Origin of the sequence: Rhodococcus shunpengi, from assembly GCF_048381395.1 — a bacterium.
Classification (GTDB): domain Bacteria; phylum Actinomycetota; class Actinomycetes; order Mycobacteriales; family Mycobacteriaceae; genus Rhodococcus.
Map to the genome: position 1 here is coordinate 193,579 of NZ_JBLWIU010000008.1, position 21,018 is coordinate 214,596.

Sequence of the window (21,018 nt, forward strand, 5' to 3'; positions counted from 1 at the left end):
TGCCTTCCCTGTGTGGGGAAGGGTGCGTGAGGGCGACAGACCTGTGGCCCGGCGCCGGCTCGGCATCCCTTCGCTCGCATAATCGAGATCAGGTTCGACGGGTGTTCTCTCAGCCGTTTCCGGCACCCCGTGTCGAGTCCTGCGGACAGGCTACACGGCACCGGTTCGGCCTTCGAGAGCCGGCAGGGTCGGCGTTCACAGGATCGTCACATCGCCTACGCGAGAACTTAGCTCAGATCGACGTTAAAATGATCGTTCTCGTCCCCGACTCGTGAAAGGAGATTCCGACGCACATGCCGGCCACCCACAACGCTCCCTACGTCTCCCTTTCTCCGCAGTTCGGAGACGCTCCTCCCCTCGGCCGCTCCACGGTCCGCGGGCCGGCGAAACACCAGGAAGTGGTGTGGTTCGAGGATCGCTACGCCATCCCGATCACCACCACGACGCCCGACGAAGCGCAGATCGAGGACGTGCTGTTCCTGCGCCGCGTCCTCGATCGGGCGCACATCGACTACCTGCTCGTGCGCGACGACAGCGACCGCCCGATCCTGGCGATCGACCGCGCCGATCGGAAGAGGCTGCGTGCCGCGCTCGCCGAGGGGTGCGCCGACGAGCCGTTCTACTCGAAGGCCGTCGGCTCGAAGCGACGCCCGGTCCCGGTGTCGGACGGACGGCTCTCACGCGACAGGAAGGACCGTGTGTTCCGGCTGTTCCGCCCGCGCGTCGAACTGACCAGCGGGATGCGGTACGGCGCGTCGAACGGTGTGGACATCGAACTGTGGACCTACACCGACGACGAGGTGATCATGCCTCGCCCGAACGCCCTCACCCGCACGGTCGCCCTGCGCGACGAGATGCGCCGCACGACGGTCGAGCGGTACGGACAGCTGTGGCCCACGATCGAGGGCATGTTCGACCGCCACCCCGGCGACATCCCGTTCGAGATCGACCTCGTGTTCTCGTGGGTGGACGGGTCGTCGAAGTCGTTCCAGGCCAAGCGCGCGAAGCTGATGCAGAACTACGTCGTCGGCGAAGGCGACGACTCGCCGGCGCGCTACCGGCAGATCAACGAACTCAAGTACGCCCTGCGTTCGGTCCACATGTACGCGCCGTGGGTGCGGCGGATCTTCGTCGCCACCGACTCGCCGCGACCGGCGTGGCTCGCCGACGACCCGCGTGTGACGTTCGTGCGGAGCGAGGAGTTCTTCGCCGACCCGTCGGCGCTGCCCACCTACAACTCGATGGCGGTCGAGTCGCAACTGCACCACATCCCGGGGCTGTCCGAGCACTTCCTGTATTCGAACGACGACATGTTCTTCGGTCGCCGGGTGAGCCCGAGCCTGTTCTTCTCCGGCGGGGGTGTCAGCAAGTTCATCGAGTGCGACGTGCGGATCGGGCTCGGCCGGAACGACCCGTCGCGCAGCGGATTCGAGAACTCCGCCCGCATGAACCGCAAGCTCCTGCAGGATCGCTTCGGGGTCACCATCACTCGGCACCTCGAACACACGCCGGTCCCGTTGCGCAGGTCGATCATGGCGGAGATGGAACGCGAGTTCGCGGACGAGTTCGCTGCGACGGCGGCGAGCCCGTTCCGGGCGGCAGACAACATCTCGGTGACGAACTCCTTCTACCACTACTACACGCTGCTGACCGGCCGCGCGGTGCAGCAGACCACGGCGAAGGTGGAGTACGTCGACACCACCGTGAAGTCCGGTCTGCGACATCTGGACACGATCCTGGCGCGTCGCAATCTCGACCTGTTCTGCCTCAACGACGGCAGCACGCCCGAGGTCGACCTGGAGCTGCGCACCGCGAAGGTCACGCAGTTCCTGGAGCGGTACTACCCGATTCCGGCGCCCTGGGAGACCGACCACCCGGGCCGACCGGACGTCGGCTAGATCCGAACGGTGAGGTCGGGGTTCTCGGGGATGCGGATGCCGGCCTCGGCCAGACACCGCGCCGCGTCCTCGGCCGTGTGGGGTTGCCCGGCGGTGGCGTAGCTTCCGCTGGGCACCACGGAGTGCACGATCGTGTCGGGATAGACGTGCACGAGGTTGAAACCCTGCGCGCCGTCGTGCCCGCGCTGCGAACCGACCGGGACGTTCAGGTCCTGCGTGTAGCAGGTCGACGAGGCGACGGACACCGGGATGCCCGCGAACGTGGCCGAGGTCGAGTAGTGCAGATGACCGCCGAGGATGGCGCGGACATCGGTGCCGCGCAGTACTTCGGCCAGACCGGCCTGGTCGCGCAGTTCGACGAGGACGGCCATGTCGAACACGCTCGGCACGGGCGGATGATGCAGTGCGAGAACGGTACCGAAAGGCGAGGGTGTCGCGAGTTCGTCGGCCAGCCAGGCGAGCTGGTCGTCGGTCACCTCACCGTGGTGGTGGCCCGGGACCGAGGTGTCGAGGCTGACGATCCGAAGTCCGCCCACGGCGTGGACGGCGTCGATCGGTGCGCCGAGGGGCGCTTCGTCGAGCAGCTCTTCACGGAAGGTCGCGCGGTCGTCGTGGTTGCCCATCGCCCACACGATCTCGGCGTCGAGTGCTGCGGCCAGTGGTTCGACGAGTCCGCGGAGCTTGCGGTAGGCATCGGGCTGGCCGCGATCGGCGAGGTCGCCGGTGAACACCAGGGCGTCGGGTCGGACCCGGGAGGCACGGATGTCGTCGAGGATCAGCCCGAGGCGGGTGTCGGCGTCGACGGTGCCGTAGAGGAGTTCGTCTCCACCGACGAGATGGGTGTCGGTGAGATGGAGCAGCGTGTGCGAAGGTCTGGGGTATTCGGCAATTCGCTCAGGGGCCGGAGAACTGCCCATGATCTCTCACTTCCATTCGCCCGTTTCGGGGCACTTCGTCGCCTTCAACCGTAGCGAGTGTGTTTCTACGGCTCCACGACTTCCGGCTCACATCGAGACCCCGAACCTGCGGCGAACAGTCCGTTACTACGTGGTGACCTGCGGAAACGAACAATCCGACATTCATCGGTGATCTGGATCACAATTCCGATCGGCGGGAGCACCGGTCCCCAGCGCATCCCGTAGCACGGTGTCGATCTCGTCGCTCGGGGACATCGGCAGGGTGTGATGGGTACCGGCGGTGAGGGTGACGACCCGGCAGGACGGGAGCGCCTTCCGCGCTGCGCGGCCCACCTCGTCGGGGTCGTGGACGCGCCCGAACGGCGCGAGCACCACCGTGGTCTCGGCCGTGCACCGCCCAAGCTCTTCGGGTGACGGCCGCCGGGGCACGATCGTCTTCGCGGTCGGGAAATGCTCCGCGCCGAGCGCCATCAAGGTGATCCAGTCGGGATCGAGTTGTGCCCCTCGGGTTTCCCACCCGAGAAATGCCCGTTCGCGGGCGGCCGTGGGCCGCAGGAGGACGGGAAGCGCCCGCAGGAGGTATCCGGGCCGCATCCCGGCGAAGCACGAGTTGGGATCGAGCAGCACGAGCCGGTCGACCCGGTGGGATGCGCGAACGGCTGCCGCGAGCGCGATCATCGCGCCGTACGAGTGACCGACGACCGCACACCGCGTCACTCCGAGGGCATCGGCGACGGAGCCGAGCCATTCGAGCAGATCGTCGACGCTGCGGACGGGATCACCGCCGGTGACGCTGCGTCCGACGTCGCCGATGATGTCGACGGCCAGTAGCCGGTGAGCCTCCCCCAGTGCCGCGGCGTTGGCGAACCAGACCATCGACGTGGCGCCGGCGCCCGGGAGGAGCAGGACCGGCGGTGCGCCGGGCGGGCCGTACTCGGTGACGCGGGTGGTGCCGAAACGGGAGTCGAGATCGTGGATCACGGTGCCGTGCGGCCATTTCGCGAGAAGTGCGTCGTACGCGGCGTGGAAGGCGCGGCCCTCGTCGGACTCGTCGAACGATCTGCGTCGTGACCGGAGCATCGGAACCTCCACCGTCGAATATCTCGATGATCGAGATACTAGGTGGGCGAGTAGAGTCTGTCGAGAGGCGGAGGTGACATGACGGACGACGGCAGACTCGACATGATCCACCGGTTGCGCGCGCTCACGGTGCAACTCGATCTGCTCGGCGCCGAATTCGCACAGAAACACGCGCTGCACCCCACCGATCTGCGAGCACTGATCGGACTTCTCGACCGGGAGCGGGCCGGGGAGATCGCGACACCCGGCTGGCTCGCCGAGCACCTGCGGCTCAACACGGCATCGGTCACCGCACTCGTCGACAGGCTCGAACGGGCCGGCCACGTGAGGCGGGATCGCGACAGCGACGACCGGCGACGCGTGATCCTGCGCGTGACCCCGGCCGCCGAGAAACTCGGTTGGGATTTCTTCGGCCCGCTCTTCGCCCGGGCCTCCGCCGCGCTCGAGTCCTTCTCCGAGCCGCAATTGGACGTCGTGCGGGAATTCCTCGGCTCCATGACTGCCGCAGTGGAAGCCGCCCGCTCCCCGGAGGACACCGAGGGCTGACGCGGTCCCGACCCCGCGCGGGAAACGCACTCCCCAGCGGGGAGAATTTCTGTTAACTTCCTTGCCCATCCACATACTTCGGGGGGATGGGAATGCAGATACGTTCATGGGCCGCCGCGGCACTCGCGGTCGCCTTCACTGTGGTCGGGGCGGGAACGGCAGCCGCGGAGGAGCCCGCTCCTCCCCTGCCCGTCGGAAAGACGTTCCTGGACGGCTTCGCCCACGAGTTCGGCGACCCGAACGGAAGCGCGGTCGGCACGAACGACTGGGACTGCGTCCCGTCGGAGGAACACCCGGATCCCGTCGTGCTCGTCCACGGCACGGTGCTCAACCGTCACAACAACTGGTCGTATCTCGGACCTCTCCTCGCGAACGAGGGCTACTGCGTCTTCGCCCTCACTTACGGCAACCACGCCGACCTCCCCTGGCCGTTGAGTTCCGTCGGCGGGCTGCTGCCGATGGAGGACAGCGCACAGCAACTCTCCGAGTTCGTCGACGAAGTCCTTGCCGCGACCGGTGCGGAGAAGGTCGACCTCGTCGGTCACTCGCAGGGCACCCTGATGCCCGTCTGGTACGTGAAGTTCCTCGGCGGCAACGAGAAGGTCGACGACTACGTCTCGCTCGGACCGGTCTACGAGGGCAGCCACGCCTTCCTGCTCGCGGCGTCGTTCGAACTGTTCGAGCACGTCGGTGTGCGGCAGGACGTGGAGAATCTCGTCCACTTCCTCGGATGCGGTGCGTGCCCGCAGGTTCTTGCCGGATCGGACTGGATCCACACGATCCAGGAGGCGGGCATCTATGCCGACGAGGTGACGTACACGAACATCATGACCCGCTACGAGGAGATCGTCCTCCCGTACACCAGTGGCTACCACGAGGCACCCAACGCGACGAACATCGTGCTGCAGGACCACTGTGCGAACGACTTCGTCGAGCATGCCGGCATCGTCAACGATCCGAACGCGGCATGGTTCGTCCTCGACGCGCTCGACCCGAGTTCGGCAGGGCCGCTGGAGTGCGTCTTCGTGCCGCCGATCCTCGGCTGGAGCCCGGATCCGACGATCAGCAATCCCACAACCAAGGACGCTGTGGTCGCGAGTCGCCCCGGCGCCTGAGCCGTTCGATCCTCTTACGTCGCGGTTCCCATCCCAGACAACTCTGTGCCGAGTGTGGCCACGTCACGAAGCCGACGCGCCGAACCGGAGCTCGCCCCGCGTGTTGCGGTAGCGAACCCCGGTTCGGCGCGCGAACTATATTGCGGCGCCGCTCGGTTCCTTCAGCCCTGCGATGAACGCCTGCAGCGCGAACTCCACCCGCGACTCCACGGACGGCGCACCGGACCCCATCGCTTCGACGAACAGCGGGAACTCGGCGAGGGCTTCGGTATCGATACCCGGATCGCCGTCGTCTGCCGGCGGCGCGCTGTGCTGACCGAGGACGACGGCGGCCAGTGTCTGGATCACGAGAAGCGCATCCTGCGGTGCGAATCCGGCGTCCCGCAACACCCGGAGCATCTTCTCCAGGTGCACGACATTGCCCGGGGTGATCGCCGGACGGGACGCGAAGAACGGCACCGCCCCCGGGTGCGCGAGCAGGCCACGATGGAAGGCCCGGCCGTAACCCTCGAGAACCGTCCGCCACGGAGCATCGGTTTCGGCTCCGGTGAACGCTTCGTCCATCACGTACTGGACGATGGCGTCCTCGAGTCCCTGTTTGTTCTTCACGTGGTGGTACAGCGTCATCGCCTCCACGTCCAGCTCACGTGCCAGCTTCCGCATCGACAGCGCGGCCGCACCGTCCCGGTCGACCATCTGCACCGCTGCATGTAGCACCTGTTGCCGGGTCAGCCCGGCATGTCGACCTTGTGCGCGCGTCGGTCCCACGAAACCTCCTTGACCACTCTTACGCCGTAAGACTAGCATCGCCGACGTAAGTCATACACCGTAAGAGAGGAGTCCGGCATGACCGTCCATACCGAAATTCGTACGACGAAACGCCGGCCCAACCTTGTCCAGGCCCTCACGATCGGCGCGTGCCTGCAGATCCTCTGCATCGCACTCCCACTGCTGGACGTGTGGATGATCGGATCGATCGAACAACACGTACAGAACGCATATCCCGAATGGGGACCCGACAATGTGAACCTCGACCGGAACGCGATCGCCGGGTACCTCGTGATCGTGGGCGTCCTCGGCCTGGCCGGTTGGCTCGGCGCGCTGTGGAGCGCGAAGAAGGACGTCGCAGTCCGCGCGGTGGTGACGACACTGTTCGTGGTCGGAACGTGCGTGCTGCTGTTCGACGTCGGATACGCGGGCGAACACTACGACCCGATCGTCCCGCTGTGGCTGGGCGTCACCCTGCTGGTGATCCCACTGCTGCCGGGGATCACCGCGGTCATGGCCGCCTGGGTCCTGCCCCCGACCGAAAGGGCCGACCGGCATGACTGACGCAACGAGGCCCGGATACACCCTTGCAGCCGTCGCAACGGTGCAGTTCATGGTGTCGCTGGATCTGTCCGTTGCGAACATCGGACTCCCCCGGATCACCGAGGGGTTGCACTTCGATCCGGTGGGCGCGACGTGGGTGATCCACGCCTACGCACTGTTCTTCGGCGGTCTGCTCCTCCTCGGAGGACGCGCGGCCGATCTCTACGGGCACAAGCGCACTCTCCTCGTAGGACTGGGCGTGTTCGGCCTCGCCTCGCTGCTCGGCGGGTTCGCTGCGGTACCCGGCCACCTCGTCGCCGCACGAGCGATGCAGGGTGTCGGGGCTGCGGCCCTCGCGCCGGCCGCGTTGGCACTGCTGTCGTCGACCTTCTCCGAGGGTCGCGCCAGGGTCCGTGCCTTCGGGATATGGAGCGCCATGAACGCCGGAGGTGCCGCCTTCGGTCTCGTCCTCGGCGGCGTCCTCACCGAATACGCCGGGTGGCGGTGGGTCATGTTCGTCAACGTGCCCATGGCGGCTGCAGCACTCGCACTGACCTGTCTGGGCGTGGGAGCCGACGGAGTACCCGCGCGGCGCGGTCGCCCGGACGTGCTCGGCGCGATTCTCGGCACCGCAGGAACGACAGCCCTGGTGTTCGCACTCGTACGCACCGACCACCACGGGTGGACCTCGACGATCACGCTGGTCACCCTCGCCGCGGCGATCGCCCTCCTGGTGGTGTTCGTCCACGTCGAGCGGACCACCCGCCGCGACCCGTTGATCCCGCTCGGCCTCTTCACCAATCGGTCGGTGAGCGGGGCGAACGCCTTCAACCTGCTGGTGGGCGCCACCATCGGGTCGGCGTTCTATTTCGTCTCGCTGTATCTGCAGCAGGTGCTCGGCAACAGCCCGGCCGCCACGGGGTTGATGACCCTGCCGGTGGCCGTGGGCGTGATCGCCGGATCGGTGGTCGCCGTCAAGCTCGGCTACCGCGTGGCAGCACGCACACTCCTCGTGGCCGGTGGACTCGTCAGCGCGTCCGGGTTCGCATGGTTCGGTCTGATCAGCGCCGACGGATCGTTCGTCACCGACGTTCTGGGACCGGCCGTCGTCGTCGGCATCGGTTTCGGACTCTGCCTCGGTCCGGTGGTATCGGTCGCAACTTCGGGGGTGGCCACACACGAGATGGGCACGGCCTCCGGACTTCTCAACACGTCGCGGCAGATCGGCGCGTCGCTCGGACTCGCCGTTCTCGGTACCGCTGCACACCACCGCATCGGTACGCTCGCGACGCCCGAGAGCATGAACAGTGGCTACGCACTCGGATTCGCCTTCGGTGCAGTGCTTCTCGTCGTCGCTGCCGTGATCGCATTCACCGTTCTCCCCCGGACCGGCGCGCCCGCCGAGCCTACCGGCGACGTCGCCCCGAACCGAAGACCGACGAAAGCGCGGACATCATGACATCCACCGAAACATCCTTCTCCGAAAGGGACTCGGCATCGCGGCGAACACTGTCGTCGCTGCTACGGCCGTTCGTCGGCAGGTTCACCGCGAGCGTTGCCCTACAGGCCGCGGGCGGTATCGCGGGTCTCGTTCCACTTCTCGCCGTCGCCGAGGTCGGCCGAACCCTCCTCGCGCCGGGACCGGTCGACCAGTCCCGCGCGTGGACCGCCGTCGCTGTCGGCGCACTCGGACTCTTCGCCCGGCTCGTCCTGACATCGATCGGATCCGGACTCGCACACGGCCTCGACGGCTCCGTGCAGTTGGCGTTCCGCCGCGAACTCGCACGTCACCTCGGCCGGGTCCCGATCGGCTGGTTCTCCCGCCGCCGGACCGGCGAACTCGCGAAGGTCGTCGGCGACGACGTCTCCGCCGTGCACCCGTTCATCGCGCACACGCCCGGCGAGATGGTCAACGCCTTCCTCGTTCCGGCCGTGTCGGCGGTCTACCTGTTCACCGTCGACTGGCGGCTGACGCTGATCACCATGATCCCGATCGTCCTGGCCATGTCGCTGGTTCCCCTGCTGTCCACGGCGACCCGACGCCGGGAGCAGGAGGAGTTCGACGAAGCGATGGGACGCATCGCCGATGTGGTCGTCGAATTCGTGAACGGCATCTCGGTCGTGAAGGTCTTCGGGAACGCCCGCCGGTCCCGGAACAGATTCGTCTCGGCGGCAGACGATTTCGTCTCGACCTTCACCCGATGGGTCCGCGGCGTGTCCGGCGTGGCAGCGGGAATGCAACTCGCCCTCTCACCGCCGTTCGTGCTCCTGACCGTGTTGATCGGCGGTTCCATCCTGATCACGGGCGGCAGTATGCCCGCGGCGGATCTGCTGCCCTTCGTGCTCCTCGGCGTGGGGCTGACCGCCCCGATCGCGGCGTTGGGCCACGGATTCGACGACATCCTGGCCGCCCGGCGCGCCGTCGAGCGGATCCGGGAGGTGCTGGACGTGCCACCGGTGCCGGAACCCGAGCGGCCGGTTACGCCGACCGGGCACCGGATCGACCTGCACGACGTCCGGTTCGGCTATCCGGATGCGCACGAGGTCCTCCGGGGCATCGACCTGACCCTGGAACCGGGGACGGTCACCGCGCTGGTGGGTCCGTCCGGCAGCGGGAAGTCCACCCTGGCGAAACTGTTGCTGCGCTTCTTCGACCCGACCCACGGCACGATCACCCTCGGTGGCGTCGACCTGCGGGAGGTCGGAAGCAGGACGCTCTACCGCACGATCTCGTGTGTCTTCCAGGACGTTCGCCTGCTGCGCGCGTCGATCGCCGACAACATCGCCCTGGCCGTGCCCCACGCCGACCGCGACGACGTGGTCCGCGCAGCCGTTGCGGCCGACATCCACGAACGGATCGTCGAACTGCCCCACGGATACGACACGATCCTCGGCGAGGAGGTCGAACTGTCCGGCGGGGAGAGACAACGCCTGTCGCTCGCTCGGGCACTGCTCACCGATGCACCGGTGCTGGTGCTCGACGAGGCGACGGCCTTCGCCGATCCCCGGACCGAAGGTGCGATCCACGCCGCCCTCGCCCGTCTGCGCGGCAACCGGACCATCCTGACCGTCACGCACCGCTCGGAGACGATCACCGGGGCGGACACGGTCGTGGTTCTCGAGGACGGGGCAATCGTCGAACAGGGATCACCGGAGGACGTTCTCGTCCGTAATGGCTCCCTGTACCCATCCGTCGGTTCCGACCTGCAAGGAAGCAGAGCACGATGATCACCACACTGTTCCGCACACTCGGACGCGAACACGCCGGCCCGCTGCGCCGGACTCTTGCGCTCATGGTGGGATGCGCGATCGCCGAGGGGTTGTCGTACGCCTTCCTCGTCCCGGTGCTGCGCATCCTGTTCGGGGACACCCCCTCGGACATCGGACCCTGGCTGATCGGATTCGGAGCGTCGGTCGCCGTCTACGCGGTGCTGCGCTACGTCAGCGACCTGTCGGGCTTCCGCGTCGGTACCTCCCTGCTGCGCGGCGTCTATCACCGACTGGGCGACCAACTCGTACGGTTGCCGCTCGGCTGGTATCGCGCCGACCGGGTCGGCGAACTGTCGGCGACGGCGAGTCGCGGTGTCCTGCAATCGATGAGCGTGATCGCCCACATGCTCGCGCCGTTCGTCTCGGCGTGCCTGACCCCGCTGACCATCGTGGTGGTGATAACCGCCTACGACCTGCGGATGGGTCTGGCGGCCGCTGCCGCGATCCCCGTGGTGACGGCGGTGCAGCTGTGGTCGGCACGCGCCACCGCGGCGACCGATGCCGAACGGGCCGCACGCGATCACGAGGCCACCGCTCGCGTCGTCGAATACCTCCAGGCGCAGCCCGTTCTGCGTGCAGGCGGACGAACCGCCGAACGTTTCCGGCTGCTCGACGACTCTCTCGACGGTATCCGGCGCGCATCGCGACGATCGACGATCGCAGCCGTGCCGGGAATGGTCGCTACGACGGTGACCGTGCAGACGGCGTTCACCGCCCTTCTGGCGCTGGGCACCTATCTCGCGATCGGCGGGGACCTCGCAGTGCCGGACATGCTGGCACTCGTCGTCCTCGCAGGCTGTTGCGCCGAACCGCTGTTGTCACTGTCGGAGATCGGCGGGAAGCTGCGCGCCGCCCGCGGCGAACTGACCCGACTGGACGCCTTCCTGAGCACCCCTCCCCTCCCCGAGCCGGCTCGTCCGATGCGACCGCAGGGTCACGACATCGAGTTCGACTCGGTGGTCTTCCGTCGGGACGGTCGCGCGGTGATCGACGGGTTGTCGCTGGCGGTGCCGCAGGGCCGGCGGTTCGCGGTGGTCGGGCCGTCCGGCGCCGGGAAGAGCACGCTGCTGCAACTGCTCGCACGGTTCCACGACGTGGATGCGGGCTCCGTGCGCATCGGCGGTGTGGATGTGCGGGACATCGCGACCGACGTGCTGATGTCGCAGATCGCAGTGGTCTTCCAGGACGTCTACCTGTTCGAGGGGACCCTCGAGGAGAACGTGCGACTCGGACGTCCGGATGCGACCGACGACAAGGTGCGCGCCGCCGGCGCCGCCGCGGGACTGGACGAGGTGATCGAACGCCTCCCCGACGGCTGGTCGTCGCGGGTCGGTGAAGGCGGCGCGATGTTGTCCGGTGGGGAACGGCAGCGGGTGTCGATCGCGCGAGCGCTGCTCAAGGATGCGCCGATCGTCCTGCTGGACGAGACGACGTCCGCCCTGGACCCGGAGAACGAGGCGGTCGTCCGCGCCGGATTGGAACGACTCACTGCGGGACGGACGGTGCTGATGGTCGCGCATCGGTTGCACACCGTGCGCGACGCCGACCGGATCGTGTTCCTGGACCGGGGACGGATCGTCGAGCAGGGAACCCACGACGAACTGGTGCGTCGCGGCGGTCGCTACGCGCAGTTCTGGGAGATGTCGGTCGGGGTGGCTTCACCGGTCCGCGCATCGTGAGCGGGCACGGACCGCAGGTTCTCGACAGGGTGTCGTTATAATTTCCGAGGGCTCCCGGGTCCGCCACGACTTCTCAGAAAGGGTCACCGTGTACGTCATCACCAACCGCATCGACGTTCCTGCCGACACCACCGAAGCATTCGAAAAGGTCTTCGTCGAGAGCATGCGTTCGACGCTCGACGGAGTGCCGGGCCTCAACCGCACGACGCTGATGCGTCCCGCAGCCGACGGCCTGCCCTATGTGTCCACCATGGAGTTCGATTCCAAGGACGACTTCCTCGCATGGCTGCGTTCGGACTCGTTCAAGGCGTCGCACTCGGACGACCAGGCGCCGGGCATGCAGGCACCCTCCGCGGTGGAGCAGCACACGCTCATCGAGGACATCGTCTTCGAGAAGTAGAAAAACGCGCCGAACCGGGATTCGCCGCCGCTGTAGCACGCGCGAACCTCGGTTCGGCGCGTCGACGCCCTTCGAACTCCGGTTTGTCCCCAACCCCACGATCGATCCACAGGTGCGCCGGATCGGGAGGTCGTGGCGGGTTCGGTGGGTGTCGTCCCGCGCAGGATCGTCGTCGTGACAGATCCGAACATCCTCACCAACACCTCGCTCACCGTCGCGGGTCTCTCGGACACCGACATCCGCACTGCCGTTCGCACCGGCGCACTCGTACGGGTCGGGCGCGGCTGCTATCTGCACCGTTGCGACGTCGACGCCCTCGGGCCGGTTGGCGTCCACCGTGTCCGTGCCCGACATGTCGGAGCGACCCTCGGCCCCGAAGAAGCACTCAGCCACACGTCGGCTGCAGCCCTGCACGGCCTCGAACTCTGGGATGTCCCGCTCGATCTCGTCCACATCTCCCGGCCCGCTACGCGGCGCGGTCGCGTCACTTCTCAGATCCATGTGCATCCGACCGAACTCGGTGACGTGGCGGTCGTCGACGGAGTGTCCGTCACCTCGGTCGCACGGACCGTCGTCGACCTTGCACGCACGCTCCCGAAGGAGCAGGCCGTCATTGCCGGTGATTCCGCGCTTCGTCTGCATCCCGGAATGCGTGAACAGGTTTCACGCGAGCTGGTCGATGCCCGCACTCGCCACGGACTCGCCCGCGCCCGCACGGTGGTGCCGTTCCTGGACGGTCGCAGCGAGAGTGCGGGCGAATCGCTGTCGCGTCTACGCATTGCGGAAGCAGGACTGCCGCGACCGATCCTCCAGTACGAGATCGTGGGCGGAAACGGGCGACGCTACCGCGTCGACTTCTTCTGGGAGAACGGCGTCGTCGGCGAGTTCGACGGGCGGATCAAGTATTCCGATCCGCGCGATGTGTTCGACGAGAAGCTCCGGCAGGACGCGATCCGCGACGCAGGCTACGAAGTGGTGCGCTGGACCTGGGCGGAATTGGAGCGGTTCGACGTCGTGGCGGAGAGACTCCGGCAGGCTGCGCGTCGCGCTGCGAAGCTGACGCGCTGAACCGGGGCTCGCCCCGCGTGTTGCGGTAGCAAGCCCCGGTTCGGCGTGCGGACGACCGTCGACGGAAACGGATCGAGGTTCCGACGTGGAGATCCCGCACAAAGGCTGACGCGATGAACCGGGGCTCGCCCCGCGTGTTGCGGTAGCAAGCCCCGGTTCGGCGCGCGAACTACACCGCGACCGGCTGCTTCGCGGGGACGACGACGGGTTCCGGCACCGTGATCGTCGGGACCGGACGGCGCACCAGCGCGACGGTCACGTATGCGACCAGCGAGACCAGGAAGCCGAGGAAGGTCGTCCAGCCGTCGACGCTCGAAGTGACCAGAGAGTTCGGGATGTACAGCAGGGTGTTGTCGACGCCGTAGATCGTCGGGGTGAGGACGAAGAAGCCGGCGCGCACCGTGATGCCGGCGATCGCTGCGGCGGCCACGGCGCGACCGTCACCGCGCGACCAGAACAGTCCGAGGATGAACGGCACGACCAGCGAGGCGAGCAGCAGGTCGAAGGTGAGGGTGAGCAGGATGCCGGTCTGCGGGACCCGCAGGGCGACAAGGGCACCGAAGGCGGCCATCGGGAGCATGAGCAGGCGGGTGGCCTTCATGACGTCCGACGACATCGCGGCGTTCTCGCCGCCGACCCGGAAGACGTTGCGCACCAGAACCGTTGCGGTGGACAGCAGCACGCCGCTGATGGTGGTCAGCGAGGCCGTCACCAGACCGGACAGCACCAGGATCGACAGCACCTTCGGGGTGTACTCACCGAGCAGGACGTAGAGGATCGGCGCACCCGCCGTGTCGCCGACGATGGACACCGCAGCGAGGGCCACGAAGGACAGCGGCACGCACAGGACGAGGATGCCGGTCGCCGCACCGAAACAGGCACGCTGGGCAGCGGCCGGGGACTTGGCGGAGAAGACGCGCTGCATCAAGTCGATGGCGACGAGGTTGCCGAGACCGAGGGCGGTGATGGTCGCCCAGTTGATCGCGGCCCCCTGCGCCGGATCGGTGAGCTGACCGATATCGCCGATGCCCAGGCCCTCGCCGTGCGTGAAGCCGGGCCCGAAGGCCGTCCAGGCGAGGAGCGAGACGATGCCGACCGCCATGACGGCGAACTGCACGAGACCGGTGTAGACGCTGGCGAACATGCCACCGGCCATGGTGTAGGCGAGCACGAACGGGATGATCACCAGCACCGCGGCCGTGTAGTTCAGGCCGAGGAAGTACTGCAGCAGGTACCCGAGGGCGACGAGGTTGCCGGCGAGCAGGATGCCGAAGCTGCCGACGGTGAGCGCCGAGGCGGTGATCTCGGTGCCGCGGCCGAAGCGGCGCGCGAAGAACTCGGGCAGCGTCACGACGCCGGTGGCGCGCAGACGTTTCGCGAAGAACACTCCGACGAGCAGGATGCTGACGGCCATGCCGAGCGGCATCGCCGCGCCCGCCCAGAAGCCGAATCCTGCGGCGAGGTCGGCGGATCCGAGCGTCGCGTTGGAGTCGACGACCTGGGACATGAGCAGGACGGCCAGGACGGGGGCACTCAGGGAACGGCCGGCGAGGAGGAAGTTCCCGGCCTCCCCGCGGACCTTGCGGGTGGAGTAGAAGCCGGCCCCGAGAAGGACGACGAGGCACACGGCGACACCGGTGATGATCATGGCAGCTCCGTAAGGAGAGGGTCAGACGGCAGGAGCGCTTCGTTGTGCTTCGCGTCCGAGCGAGTAGAGGGCTTGTGCGGGGCCGAGCCGAATGATCTCGGCCCCGGCGAGGCGACGGGGTGACGAACACCGTTCACAGGGAACCTTACGCACCCGATGTGACGTCGCTGTAAAGATCTCTTCGGTCAGATGTACTTCGGATCAACGGTTTTCGGCACGATTCCCGTCAGACACCGTTCGCCTTCCACCGCGCGCGCTCCTGACCGAAGGCGACGGACTGCGTCGCCTGGAACTCGCCGATCGAAGCAGCGTTGTCCGCGAGGAACTTCCGGTGCTCGGCCAGGGAGAAGGTGCCGTCGGTGATCTCCACTCCCCCACCGCGACCCGCAGCGAGATCCGCTCGCAGATCGAGCAGTTCGTCGGGGTCGACGGGGTACCACGAGATGCGGTCGAAGAAGCGCAGCAGCCACGGGGTGCCGTCCTCGAACGGGCCGGCGGGCTGCGGGTGCCGGTGATTCCACACCTGGGTGGTGCGGCCGACGAACTGGTAGCCGCCGGGGCCCTCCATACCGTAGATGCACAGGTAGGCGCCGCCGATGCCCACGGCGTTCTCCGGAGTCCAGGTGCGGGCGGGGTTGTACTTGGTGGTGACGAGGCGGTGCCGCGGGTCGAGCGGCGTCGCGACCGGTGCGCCGAGGTAGACGTCGCCGAGACCGAGGACCATGTAGTCGGCGGCGAAAACGGTGTCGAAGACGTCCGCGACGGTGTCGAGGCCGTTCATGCGGCGGATGAACTCGATGTTCCACGGGCACCACGGGGCGTCGGAGCGCACGCCGTGCATGTAGCGCTGGATGGCCTCGCGGGTGGCGGGGTCGTCCCAGGACAGCGGGAGTCGCACCTGTCGGCTGGGGACCTCGAGTTCGTCGCTGTCGCCGATGGTGTCCTCGACCTCGCCGAGCAGGCCGAGCAGGGTCGTCACGGACAGGACGTCGGGGTCGACCTTGACCTGCAGCGACCGGATACCCGGGGTGAGTTCGAGGAGACCGGCGGGGCGGTCTGCTTCGAGGCGCTGGTGCAGCGCGTGCACGCGGGCCCGCAGCGCCAGGTCGAGGGTCATGTCGCCGTACTCGACGAGGACGTTGTCGTCGCCGCTGCGGCGGTAGGTGACGGCGGTGTGGCCGTCACGGCGGGTGAGCACCCCGTCGTCGCCGTCGCCGCCGGCCGAGGTGACCAGTGATAGTCCGGCGCGACGCGCGACACCCAGTTCGCGACGGGAGGCGGTGTGCTGGGACTTCACGGGCACGAACCGGACCGTGTTGCCGGGAGCGAGCTGCCCGAGCTTCCAGCGGTCGGCGGCCACGACGGTCACCGGGCACACGAACCCGCCGAGGCTGGGACCGTCGGGACCGAGCAGGATCGGGGTGTCGCCGGTGAAGTCGAGTGCGCCGACGGAATACGCGTTGTCGTGGATATTCGACGGATGCAGGCCCGCCTCCCCGCCGTCGGTGCGTGCCCATTCGGGCTTGGGGCCGATGAGCCGCACGCCGGTGCGGTCGGAGTTGAAGTGCACCTCGTAGTCGGTGGCGTAGAGGGCGTCGATGTCGGCGCGGGTGAAGAATTCCGGTGCGCCGTGCGGACCTTCGGTGACCGCGATCTCCCAGCGCGTGCTCAGTGCGGGCACGTGCTCGGACGGGACCGGCGCACTCGTACCGGGAGCATTCTCCCCCACGACGAGGACGTCACCCTCGCGCAGCGTGCGACCCTCGTGACCACCGAACGTGCCGAGAGTGAAGGTCGATGCGCTGCCGAGGAATTCGGGGACGTCGAGACCACCGCGGACGAGGACGTAGACGCGCAGCCCCGGCCCGGAGACCGCTCCGACGTCGAGCAGGCCGCCCGCCGGAACGGTGACGGGGCGCCACTGCGGGACGACGACGCCGTCGACGCGCACGGTGACGGGTGCGCCCGTCACGCACACCTCGCTCGCCTCCGTGAACCGCAGGGCGGGGCCGGCCATGGTGGTCTCGAGGCCGGCAGCACCCTCGTCGTTGCCGAGGGCGACGTTGCCGAGGCGGAACGACAGGTCGTCCATCGGGCCGGAGGGTGGCACACCGATCTGCCAGTAACCGGCGCGTCCGGGATAGTCCTGGACGGTGGTGAGCATTCCGGGACGCTCGACGGTGATCTTGGTGGTCATGACTACCTCATTCCCCGCGGGTGACGATCATGCGGACCGGCGTGGGGTCGAAACCGTTGCACGGGTTGTTGATCTGGGGGCAGTTGGAGACGAGGACGAGCACGTCGCGCTCGGCGCGGATCGCGAGTCGCTTGCCAGGTGCGGACAGACCGTCGACGATGCCGAGGGTGCCGTCGGCCTCGACCGGCACGTTCATGAAGAAGTTGATGTTGGAGACGAGGTCGCGCTTGCCGAGTCCCCACTTGGCGCCCTCGATGAGGAAGTTCTCGACGCAGGCGTGCTGGTGCTTGGTGTGGTGGCCGTAGCGCAGAGTGTTGGACTCCTGCGAGCACGCACCGCCGACGGTGTCGTGGCTGCCCACCTCGTCGGCGACGAGCGTCATCAGCGGCTCACCGTCGGCATCGCGCAGAACCGAACCGGTGGAGATGAAGAGGTTCTGCTGGGCGGAGACGGTGGCTGCGGCGCTGTAGCGGCGGGTGTGGTCGGCGGCGTCGTAGACGAGGGTGTCGACGGCCTGGTTGCCGTGCAGGTCGACGATGGTGAGGATGTCGCCGGCGGCGACGACGGCCGACCAGGGGCCGCGGAGTCCGACGATCTCGTCGAGGACGACGCGACCGGGAACGAGGGCGAGGTCTGCGGTGTCGGCGGTGATGGTCATCGGCGGATCTCCGTTTCGGACGTGGCGGCGGCCCAGGCGTCGTCGGTGTTGAGCACGGCGCGCTGGTATTCGGGGTCGGTGTTCGGCAGCGAGTTCAGTTCGCCGGGCGCCCGCCAGGCGAGGACTTCGAGGCTGCCGGTGGTGAACTCGGGGTTCGGGTCGAGCGGGTGTGCGGTGTTGGCGATCAACGCGATGACCGGCAAGTGGATCAGCAGGTCGACGACGGCGCCCGGACCGGCGTTGCCGGTGCTGACGAGGCTGCCGTCCTTCTCGACGCGGACGCCGTGGAAGAAGGACAGCGAGGGCGGCAGGTCGCGCGGCTGCAGGTCGTGCTTGGCCGCGGCGACCGTGAACAGTTCACGACCCGCAGGAGAACTCGAATGGAGCGATCCCTCACCGTATTTCGCGGTGTTCCCCGCGAGGTGGGTCGTGCCGCACAGCGCGTCGTGGCGACCGGAGGTGTCGGCGACGATCGTGGCGAGCACGCGGCCCTGATCGGAGAGCAGTGGGTGCCCGACACCGAGATAGGCCTGCCACGGCACCTTCACCGTGTCGGCGACGTTGAGCCGCTCGTGCGGGGCGTCGGCGCGGAACAACAGGAGGTTGGCGCAGGCGGAGCCGTGGACGTCCCGCAGGCGCAGGCGGGTGCCGCGGGCGAGGACCTTGCTGGTGTAACGGCCACCGGGAACAGTCTCGGCCCAGGTCATCGACGCCGCGCGACCGCTGGGCGGAGCCGGCCACGAGGATGCCGGGACGATCGGCATGGCGTCGGTGACGGTTCCTGCCTGCGCTCGGGCATGGGCGCGAGCAGCGTGCGTGGTGGCGGTCGCGAGGGTCTCGGTCATGGTGCTCCGATCGGCGGTCGGGGAAACTGTCGATCGACAGTTTTCCGATCGCGCATCTTCGGGGAATGTCCACGGCGTAACGAGTCCGTGACGTGTGTTTCGTCCGTGTGACGAAAACTTCACGCCCGAAGACCGTGGTGCTGCAGCGTCTTTCGTCGTGTCACAGTGGAGGGGTGACCCATGCAGGACCAGGACGCCCCCGCCTCCACGCGCCGCGACGGCCCGGACCGACCGCGCGTGCCGAGATCCTCGACGCCGCCGCGGAGCTGTTCACCACCCGCGGGTTCTCCCCCACGTCGACACGCACGATCGCCGAGGCGGTGGGGATCCGACAGGCATCGCTGTACAACCACTTCGCGACGAAGAACGACATCCTCGTGGCATTGCTCGAGGACACCGTCGAACCGACCCTCGACTTCGACGACAATCTCGACGACGCGCTGCCGCCCGAGGTGCGCCTGTGCGCACTCGCCTGGTTCGACACGGCCCAATTATCCGCGGGCCGATGGAATCTCGGTGCCCTGTACCATCTTCCGGAGATTCGCACCGAGCCGTTCGACAGGTTCCGGGACGAGCGCCGGCAACTGATGGAGCGCTACCGAAGTCTCGCGACGCAGATCGTCGGCGACGGCGATCCCCGCGCGCACCTGCCGTTCCGGATCGTCGAATCGGTCATCGGCATGCGGGCCGACGACGGAGACGTCGATGCCGGGCTACCCGAGGCGCTCGCGACGGCGTCACTGACGGTTCTCGGTGTCAGCGACGTTGCGGCAGTGACGAGCGCTGCTCGGGCACTCGTGGTGGGGGTTCCCGGCGACCTGCTGGGCTCGATGGCCCCGTCGTCTCGGCCACCCGCGTGAAGCGCAGGGCGGGATCGTCGACCGGTCCGCGGCGCAGCCGTCTGCGGTCGAGATAGTAGTTCTGCTCCATCGACCACGGGCCGTCCTCCCCGGACGTGGGGAACACGTCGGCCGATCGCCGGAGATAGTTCGACGTGAGGTCCCAGAACGGTCCCCCACCAACGGTCGGATCGTCGCAGACCGGGGTGACGACGTCGTAGCCGTGGTCGTCCATGTGGTCGAGCAACCGGCACAGATAATGTCCGGTGAGGTCGACCTTGAGAGTCCACGAGTAGTTGGCGTAGCCGAAAGCGAAGACGAAGTTGGGTATGCCGGTGAGCATCGACGCCTTGTAGGTGATGCATTCGTGCCAGTCGACCGGGACGCCGTCGACGTCGAGTGCGACCCGCCCGAACGGCACCATCTTCAGCCCGGTCGCGGTGACGATGACGTCGACCTCGATCTCGCGCCCCGATTCGAGGGCGATCCCCGTGGGTGTGAACCGGACGATCCGATCGGTGACCACCGACGCCTCACCGGTGGCGATGGCATGGAAGAGATCGCTGTCGGTCGCGACGCACAGGCGTTGATCCCAGGGATCGTAGGACGGGTTGAAGTGCACGTCGACGGGATAGTCGTCGGGCAGCACACTGTTCATCCGCAGACGCAGCAGCCGACGGAAGAGGTTCGGCGCTCGTCGGCTCGTCCGGTACATCTCGTGCAGCAGACGGATGCTCAGGGAGCGGACGACGCGGTCGGCCGCTGATGTCGGGAGAGCACTTCGCAACGCGTTGGCGACCTTGTTCTCCTTCGGCCATCCCAGGACGTAGGACGGGGAACGCTGCAGCATCGTCACATGCTCGGCGACCCCGGCCAGCGCCGGAATGAGCGTCACCGCGGTGGCGCCGCTGCCGATGACGACGACGCGCTTGCCCGCACAGTCGAGATCCTCGGGCCAGTGCTGGGGATGGACGATCGTGCCGCGGAAGTCGTCGCTGCCCTCGAACTCCGGGCTGTACCCCTCGTCGTAGTCGTAGTAGCCGGTCGCGGAGAAGAAGAACGAGCAGGTAACCGTGAGCGTGGTGTCGTCGCTCGTGCGCAGGAGCGTGACCGTCCACCTGCCGGTATCGGACGAGAAGGACGCGCCGACGACGCGGTGCCCGAGGTGCAGATAGGGACGCAGTCCGTGCTCGTCCACCGTCTCGTGGAGATAGCCGAGGATCTCGCTACCTCCGGCATACGCGTGCTTCTTCCGCCACGGCTTGAACTCGTACCCGAGGGTGTGGAGGTCGGAGTCGGAGCGCACGCCCGGATATCGGAACAGGTCCCATGTGCCGCCGAGCGCGTCGCGTGCCTCGACGATCGCGAAACTCGTCCCCGGTCTCTTCGTCTTCAGGTGGTAGGCCGTGCCGATGCCGGAGATACCGGCGCCGACGATCAGGACATCCACCTCGGCGGGCACGCTCCCGCCGGGTTCGACTGCGGTCATGTTCGCTCGACTCCGTCCCTCGGCGGGTTCGTTCGACGCGCGGAGCTACTCCGGTCGA

At 67.7% G+C, this 21,018-nt stretch carries 18 protein-coding genes and 1 riboswitch; of the genes, 10 read left to right on the top strand and 8 right to left on the bottom strand.

Translation table 11 applies throughout. The features are described from left to right. Positions 1-48 precede the first annotated feature (48 nt). Positions 49-140, bottom strand: a riboswitch (TPP riboswitch). Positions 141-401: 261 nt separating this feature from the next. Continuing rightward, entirely contained in the window at positions 402-1,898 is a 1,497-nt protein-coding gene (locus ACNJ7K_RS01775) for a stealth family protein (RefSeq protein ID WP_059383046.1), read from the top strand. Here ACNJ7K_RS01775 and ACNJ7K_RS01780 read toward each other — a convergent pair. Both ACNJ7K_RS01780 and ACNJ7K_RS01785 read right to left on the bottom strand, forming a co-directional pair. Then, a complete protein-coding gene (locus ACNJ7K_RS01780) occupies positions 1,895-2,815 on the bottom strand; it encodes a phosphodiesterase (RefSeq protein ID WP_145708809.1) in 921 nt (306 codons plus the stop codon). The genes ACNJ7K_RS01775 and ACNJ7K_RS01780 overlap by 4 nt on opposite strands. Before the next feature lie 162 nt (positions 2,816-2,977). Beyond that, positions 2,978-3,895 (bottom strand): alpha/beta fold hydrolase, encoded by a 918-nt coding sequence (locus tag ACNJ7K_RS01785; RefSeq protein ID WP_487041098.1) that lies wholly within the window; start codon positions 3,893-3,895, stop codon positions 2,978-2,980. 78 nt (positions 3,896-3,973) lie between these two features. Here ACNJ7K_RS01785 and ACNJ7K_RS01790 point away from each other — a divergent pair, with 78 nt between their 5' ends. Both ACNJ7K_RS01790 and ACNJ7K_RS01795 read left to right on the top strand, forming a co-directional pair. Further along, on the top strand, positions 3,974-4,441 hold the full coding sequence (locus ACNJ7K_RS01790; protein WP_145708808.1) for a MarR family winged helix-turn-helix transcriptional regulator: 468 nt from the start codon (positions 3,974-3,976) through the stop codon (positions 4,439-4,441). An 86-nt stretch (positions 4,442-4,527) separates the two neighbouring features. Beyond that, the gene (locus tag ACNJ7K_RS01795) at positions 4,528-5,556 is read left to right on the top strand and encodes an esterase/lipase family protein (RefSeq protein ID WP_085470365.1); all 1,029 of its coding nucleotides are present in this window, start codon (positions 4,528-4,530) and stop codon (positions 5,554-5,556) included. Between the two features lie 135 nt (positions 5,557-5,691). Here ACNJ7K_RS01795 and ACNJ7K_RS01800 read toward each other — a convergent pair whose 3' ends face one another. Beyond that, positions 5,692-6,324 (bottom strand): TetR/AcrR family transcriptional regulator C-terminal domain-containing protein, encoded by a 633-nt coding sequence (locus ACNJ7K_RS01800; RefSeq protein ID WP_145708807.1) that lies wholly within the window; start codon positions 6,322-6,324, stop codon positions 5,692-5,694. 78 nt (positions 6,325-6,402) lie between these two features. Between ACNJ7K_RS01800 and ACNJ7K_RS01805 the strand changes: the two genes are divergently transcribed. The 6 genes from ACNJ7K_RS01805 (at position 6,403) to ACNJ7K_RS01830 (ending at position 13,284) form a co-directional block, all read left to right on the top strand. Beyond that, on the top strand, positions 6,403-6,888 hold the full coding sequence (locus tag ACNJ7K_RS01805) for a hypothetical protein (RefSeq protein ID WP_159418819.1): 486 nt from the start codon (positions 6,403-6,405) through the stop codon (positions 6,886-6,888). Further along, positions 6,881-8,326 (top strand): MFS transporter, encoded by a 1,446-nt coding sequence (locus ACNJ7K_RS01810; RefSeq protein WP_159418820.1) that lies wholly within the window; start codon positions 6,881-6,883, stop codon positions 8,324-8,326. The genes ACNJ7K_RS01805 and ACNJ7K_RS01810 overlap by 8 nt, the downstream gene beginning before the upstream one ends. Beyond that, complete coding sequence (locus ACNJ7K_RS01815; protein WP_085470369.1) at positions 8,323-10,095, top strand: ABC transporter ATP-binding protein; 1,773 nt, start codon at positions 8,323-8,325, stop codon at positions 10,093-10,095. Before ACNJ7K_RS01810 ends, ACNJ7K_RS01815 begins: the two co-directional genes overlap by 4 nt. Further along, on the top strand, positions 10,092-11,816 hold the full coding sequence (locus ACNJ7K_RS01820) for an ABC transporter ATP-binding protein (protein WP_159418822.1): 1,725 nt from the start codon (positions 10,092-10,094) through the stop codon (positions 11,814-11,816). Before ACNJ7K_RS01815 ends, ACNJ7K_RS01820 begins: the two co-directional genes overlap by 4 nt. Positions 11,817-11,904: 88 nt before the next feature. Further along, positions 11,905-12,216, top strand: a complete 312-nt coding sequence (locus ACNJ7K_RS01825) for an antibiotic biosynthesis monooxygenase family protein (protein ID WP_059382891.1) — start codon at positions 11,905-11,907, stop codon at positions 12,214-12,216. Between the two features lie 174 nt (positions 12,217-12,390). Continuing rightward, entirely contained in the window at positions 12,391-13,284 is an 894-nt protein-coding gene (locus ACNJ7K_RS01830; protein WP_059383048.1) for a type IV toxin-antitoxin system AbiEi family antitoxin domain-containing protein, read from the top strand. A gap of 169 nt (positions 13,285-13,453) precedes the next feature. Here ACNJ7K_RS01830 and ACNJ7K_RS01835 read toward each other — a convergent pair whose 3' ends face one another. The 4 genes from ACNJ7K_RS01835 to ACNJ7K_RS01850 all read right to left on the bottom strand — a co-directional run bounded on the left by ACNJ7K_RS01835 (position 13,454) and on the right by ACNJ7K_RS01850 (position 18,632). Further along, a complete protein-coding gene (locus ACNJ7K_RS01835) occupies positions 13,454-14,932 on the bottom strand; it encodes a high affinity choline transporter 1 (RefSeq protein WP_059382892.1) in 1,479 nt (492 codons plus the stop codon). 226 nt (positions 14,933-15,158) lie between these two features. Beyond that, entirely contained in the window at positions 15,159-17,129 is a 1,971-nt protein-coding gene (locus ACNJ7K_RS01840; protein ID WP_487041099.1) for a 5-oxoprolinase/urea amidolyase family protein, read from the bottom strand. Positions 17,130-17,136: 7 nt separating this feature from the next. Beyond that, positions 17,137-17,787, bottom strand: a complete 651-nt coding sequence (locus ACNJ7K_RS01845) for an urea amidolyase associated protein UAAP2 (RefSeq protein ID WP_487041100.1) — start codon at positions 17,785-17,787, stop codon at positions 17,137-17,139. After that, positions 17,784-18,632: an urea amidolyase associated protein UAAP1 gene (locus tag ACNJ7K_RS01850; protein WP_268655410.1), complete on the bottom strand. Its 849-nt coding sequence runs from the start codon at positions 18,630-18,632 to the stop codon at positions 17,784-17,786. The genes ACNJ7K_RS01845 and ACNJ7K_RS01850 overlap by 4 nt, the downstream gene beginning before the upstream one ends. Positions 18,633-18,805: 173 nt before the next feature. Between ACNJ7K_RS01850 and ACNJ7K_RS01855 the strand changes: the two genes are divergently transcribed. After that, positions 18,806-19,492, top strand: coding sequence for a TetR/AcrR family transcriptional regulator (locus tag ACNJ7K_RS01855; protein ID WP_268655409.1), 687 nt, complete (start codon positions 18,806-18,808; stop codon positions 19,490-19,492). Here the strand turns inward: ACNJ7K_RS01855 and ACNJ7K_RS01860 are convergent. Next, the gene (locus ACNJ7K_RS01860; protein WP_487041101.1) at positions 19,389-20,960 is read right to left on the bottom strand and encodes a flavin-containing monooxygenase; all 1,572 of its coding nucleotides are present in this window, start codon (positions 20,958-20,960) and stop codon (positions 19,389-19,391) included. The two genes, ACNJ7K_RS01855 and ACNJ7K_RS01860, sit on opposite strands and share 104 nt — an antisense overlap. Positions 20,961-21,018 lie beyond the last annotated feature (58 nt).

Excerpts from the sequence above, each read along its gene's own strand:
- ACNJ7K_RS01805 (WP_159418819.1), top strand. The coding sequence starts at position 6,403 with ATGACCGTCCATACCGAAATTCGTACGACGAAACGCCGGCCCAACCTT.
- ACNJ7K_RS01850 (WP_268655410.1), bottom strand. The coding sequence starts at position 18,632 with ATGACCGAGACCCTCGCGACCGCCACCACGCACGCTGCTCGCGCCCAT.
- ACNJ7K_RS01835 (WP_059382892.1), bottom strand. The coding sequence starts at position 14,932 with ATGATCATCACCGGTGTCGCCGTGTGCCTCGTCGTCCTTCTCGGGGCC.
- ACNJ7K_RS01840 (WP_487041099.1), bottom strand. The coding sequence starts at position 17,129 with ATGACCACCAAGATCACCGTCGAGCGTCCCGGAATGCTCACCACCGTC.
- ACNJ7K_RS01795 (WP_085470365.1), top strand. The coding sequence starts at position 4,528 with ATGGGAATGCAGATACGTTCATGGGCCGCCGCGGCACTCGCGGTCGCC.
- ACNJ7K_RS01780 (WP_145708809.1), bottom strand. The coding sequence starts at position 2,815 with ATGGGCAGTTCTCCGGCCCCTGAGCGAATTGCCGAATACCCCAGACCT.
- ACNJ7K_RS01815 (WP_085470369.1), top strand. The coding sequence starts at position 8,323 with ATGACATCCACCGAAACATCCTTCTCCGAAAGGGACTCGGCATCGCGG.
- ACNJ7K_RS01810 (WP_159418820.1), top strand. The coding sequence starts at position 6,881 with ATGACTGACGCAACGAGGCCCGGATACACCCTTGCAGCCGTCGCAACG.
- ACNJ7K_RS01860 (WP_487041101.1), bottom strand. The coding sequence starts at position 20,960 with ATGACCGCAGTCGAACCCGGCGGGAGCGTGCCCGCCGAGGTGGATGTC.
- ACNJ7K_RS01820 (WP_159418822.1), top strand. The coding sequence starts at position 10,092 with ATGATCACCACACTGTTCCGCACACTCGGACGCGAACACGCCGGCCCG.
- ACNJ7K_RS01790 (WP_145708808.1), top strand. The coding sequence starts at position 3,974 with ATGACGGACGACGGCAGACTCGACATGATCCACCGGTTGCGCGCGCTC.
- ACNJ7K_RS01845 (WP_487041100.1), bottom strand. The coding sequence starts at position 17,787 with ATGACCATCACCGCCGACACCGCAGACCTCGCCCTCGTTCCCGGTCGC.
- ACNJ7K_RS01785 (WP_487041098.1), bottom strand. The coding sequence starts at position 3,895 with ATGCTCCGGTCACGACGCAGATCGTTCGACGAGTCCGACGAGGGCCGC.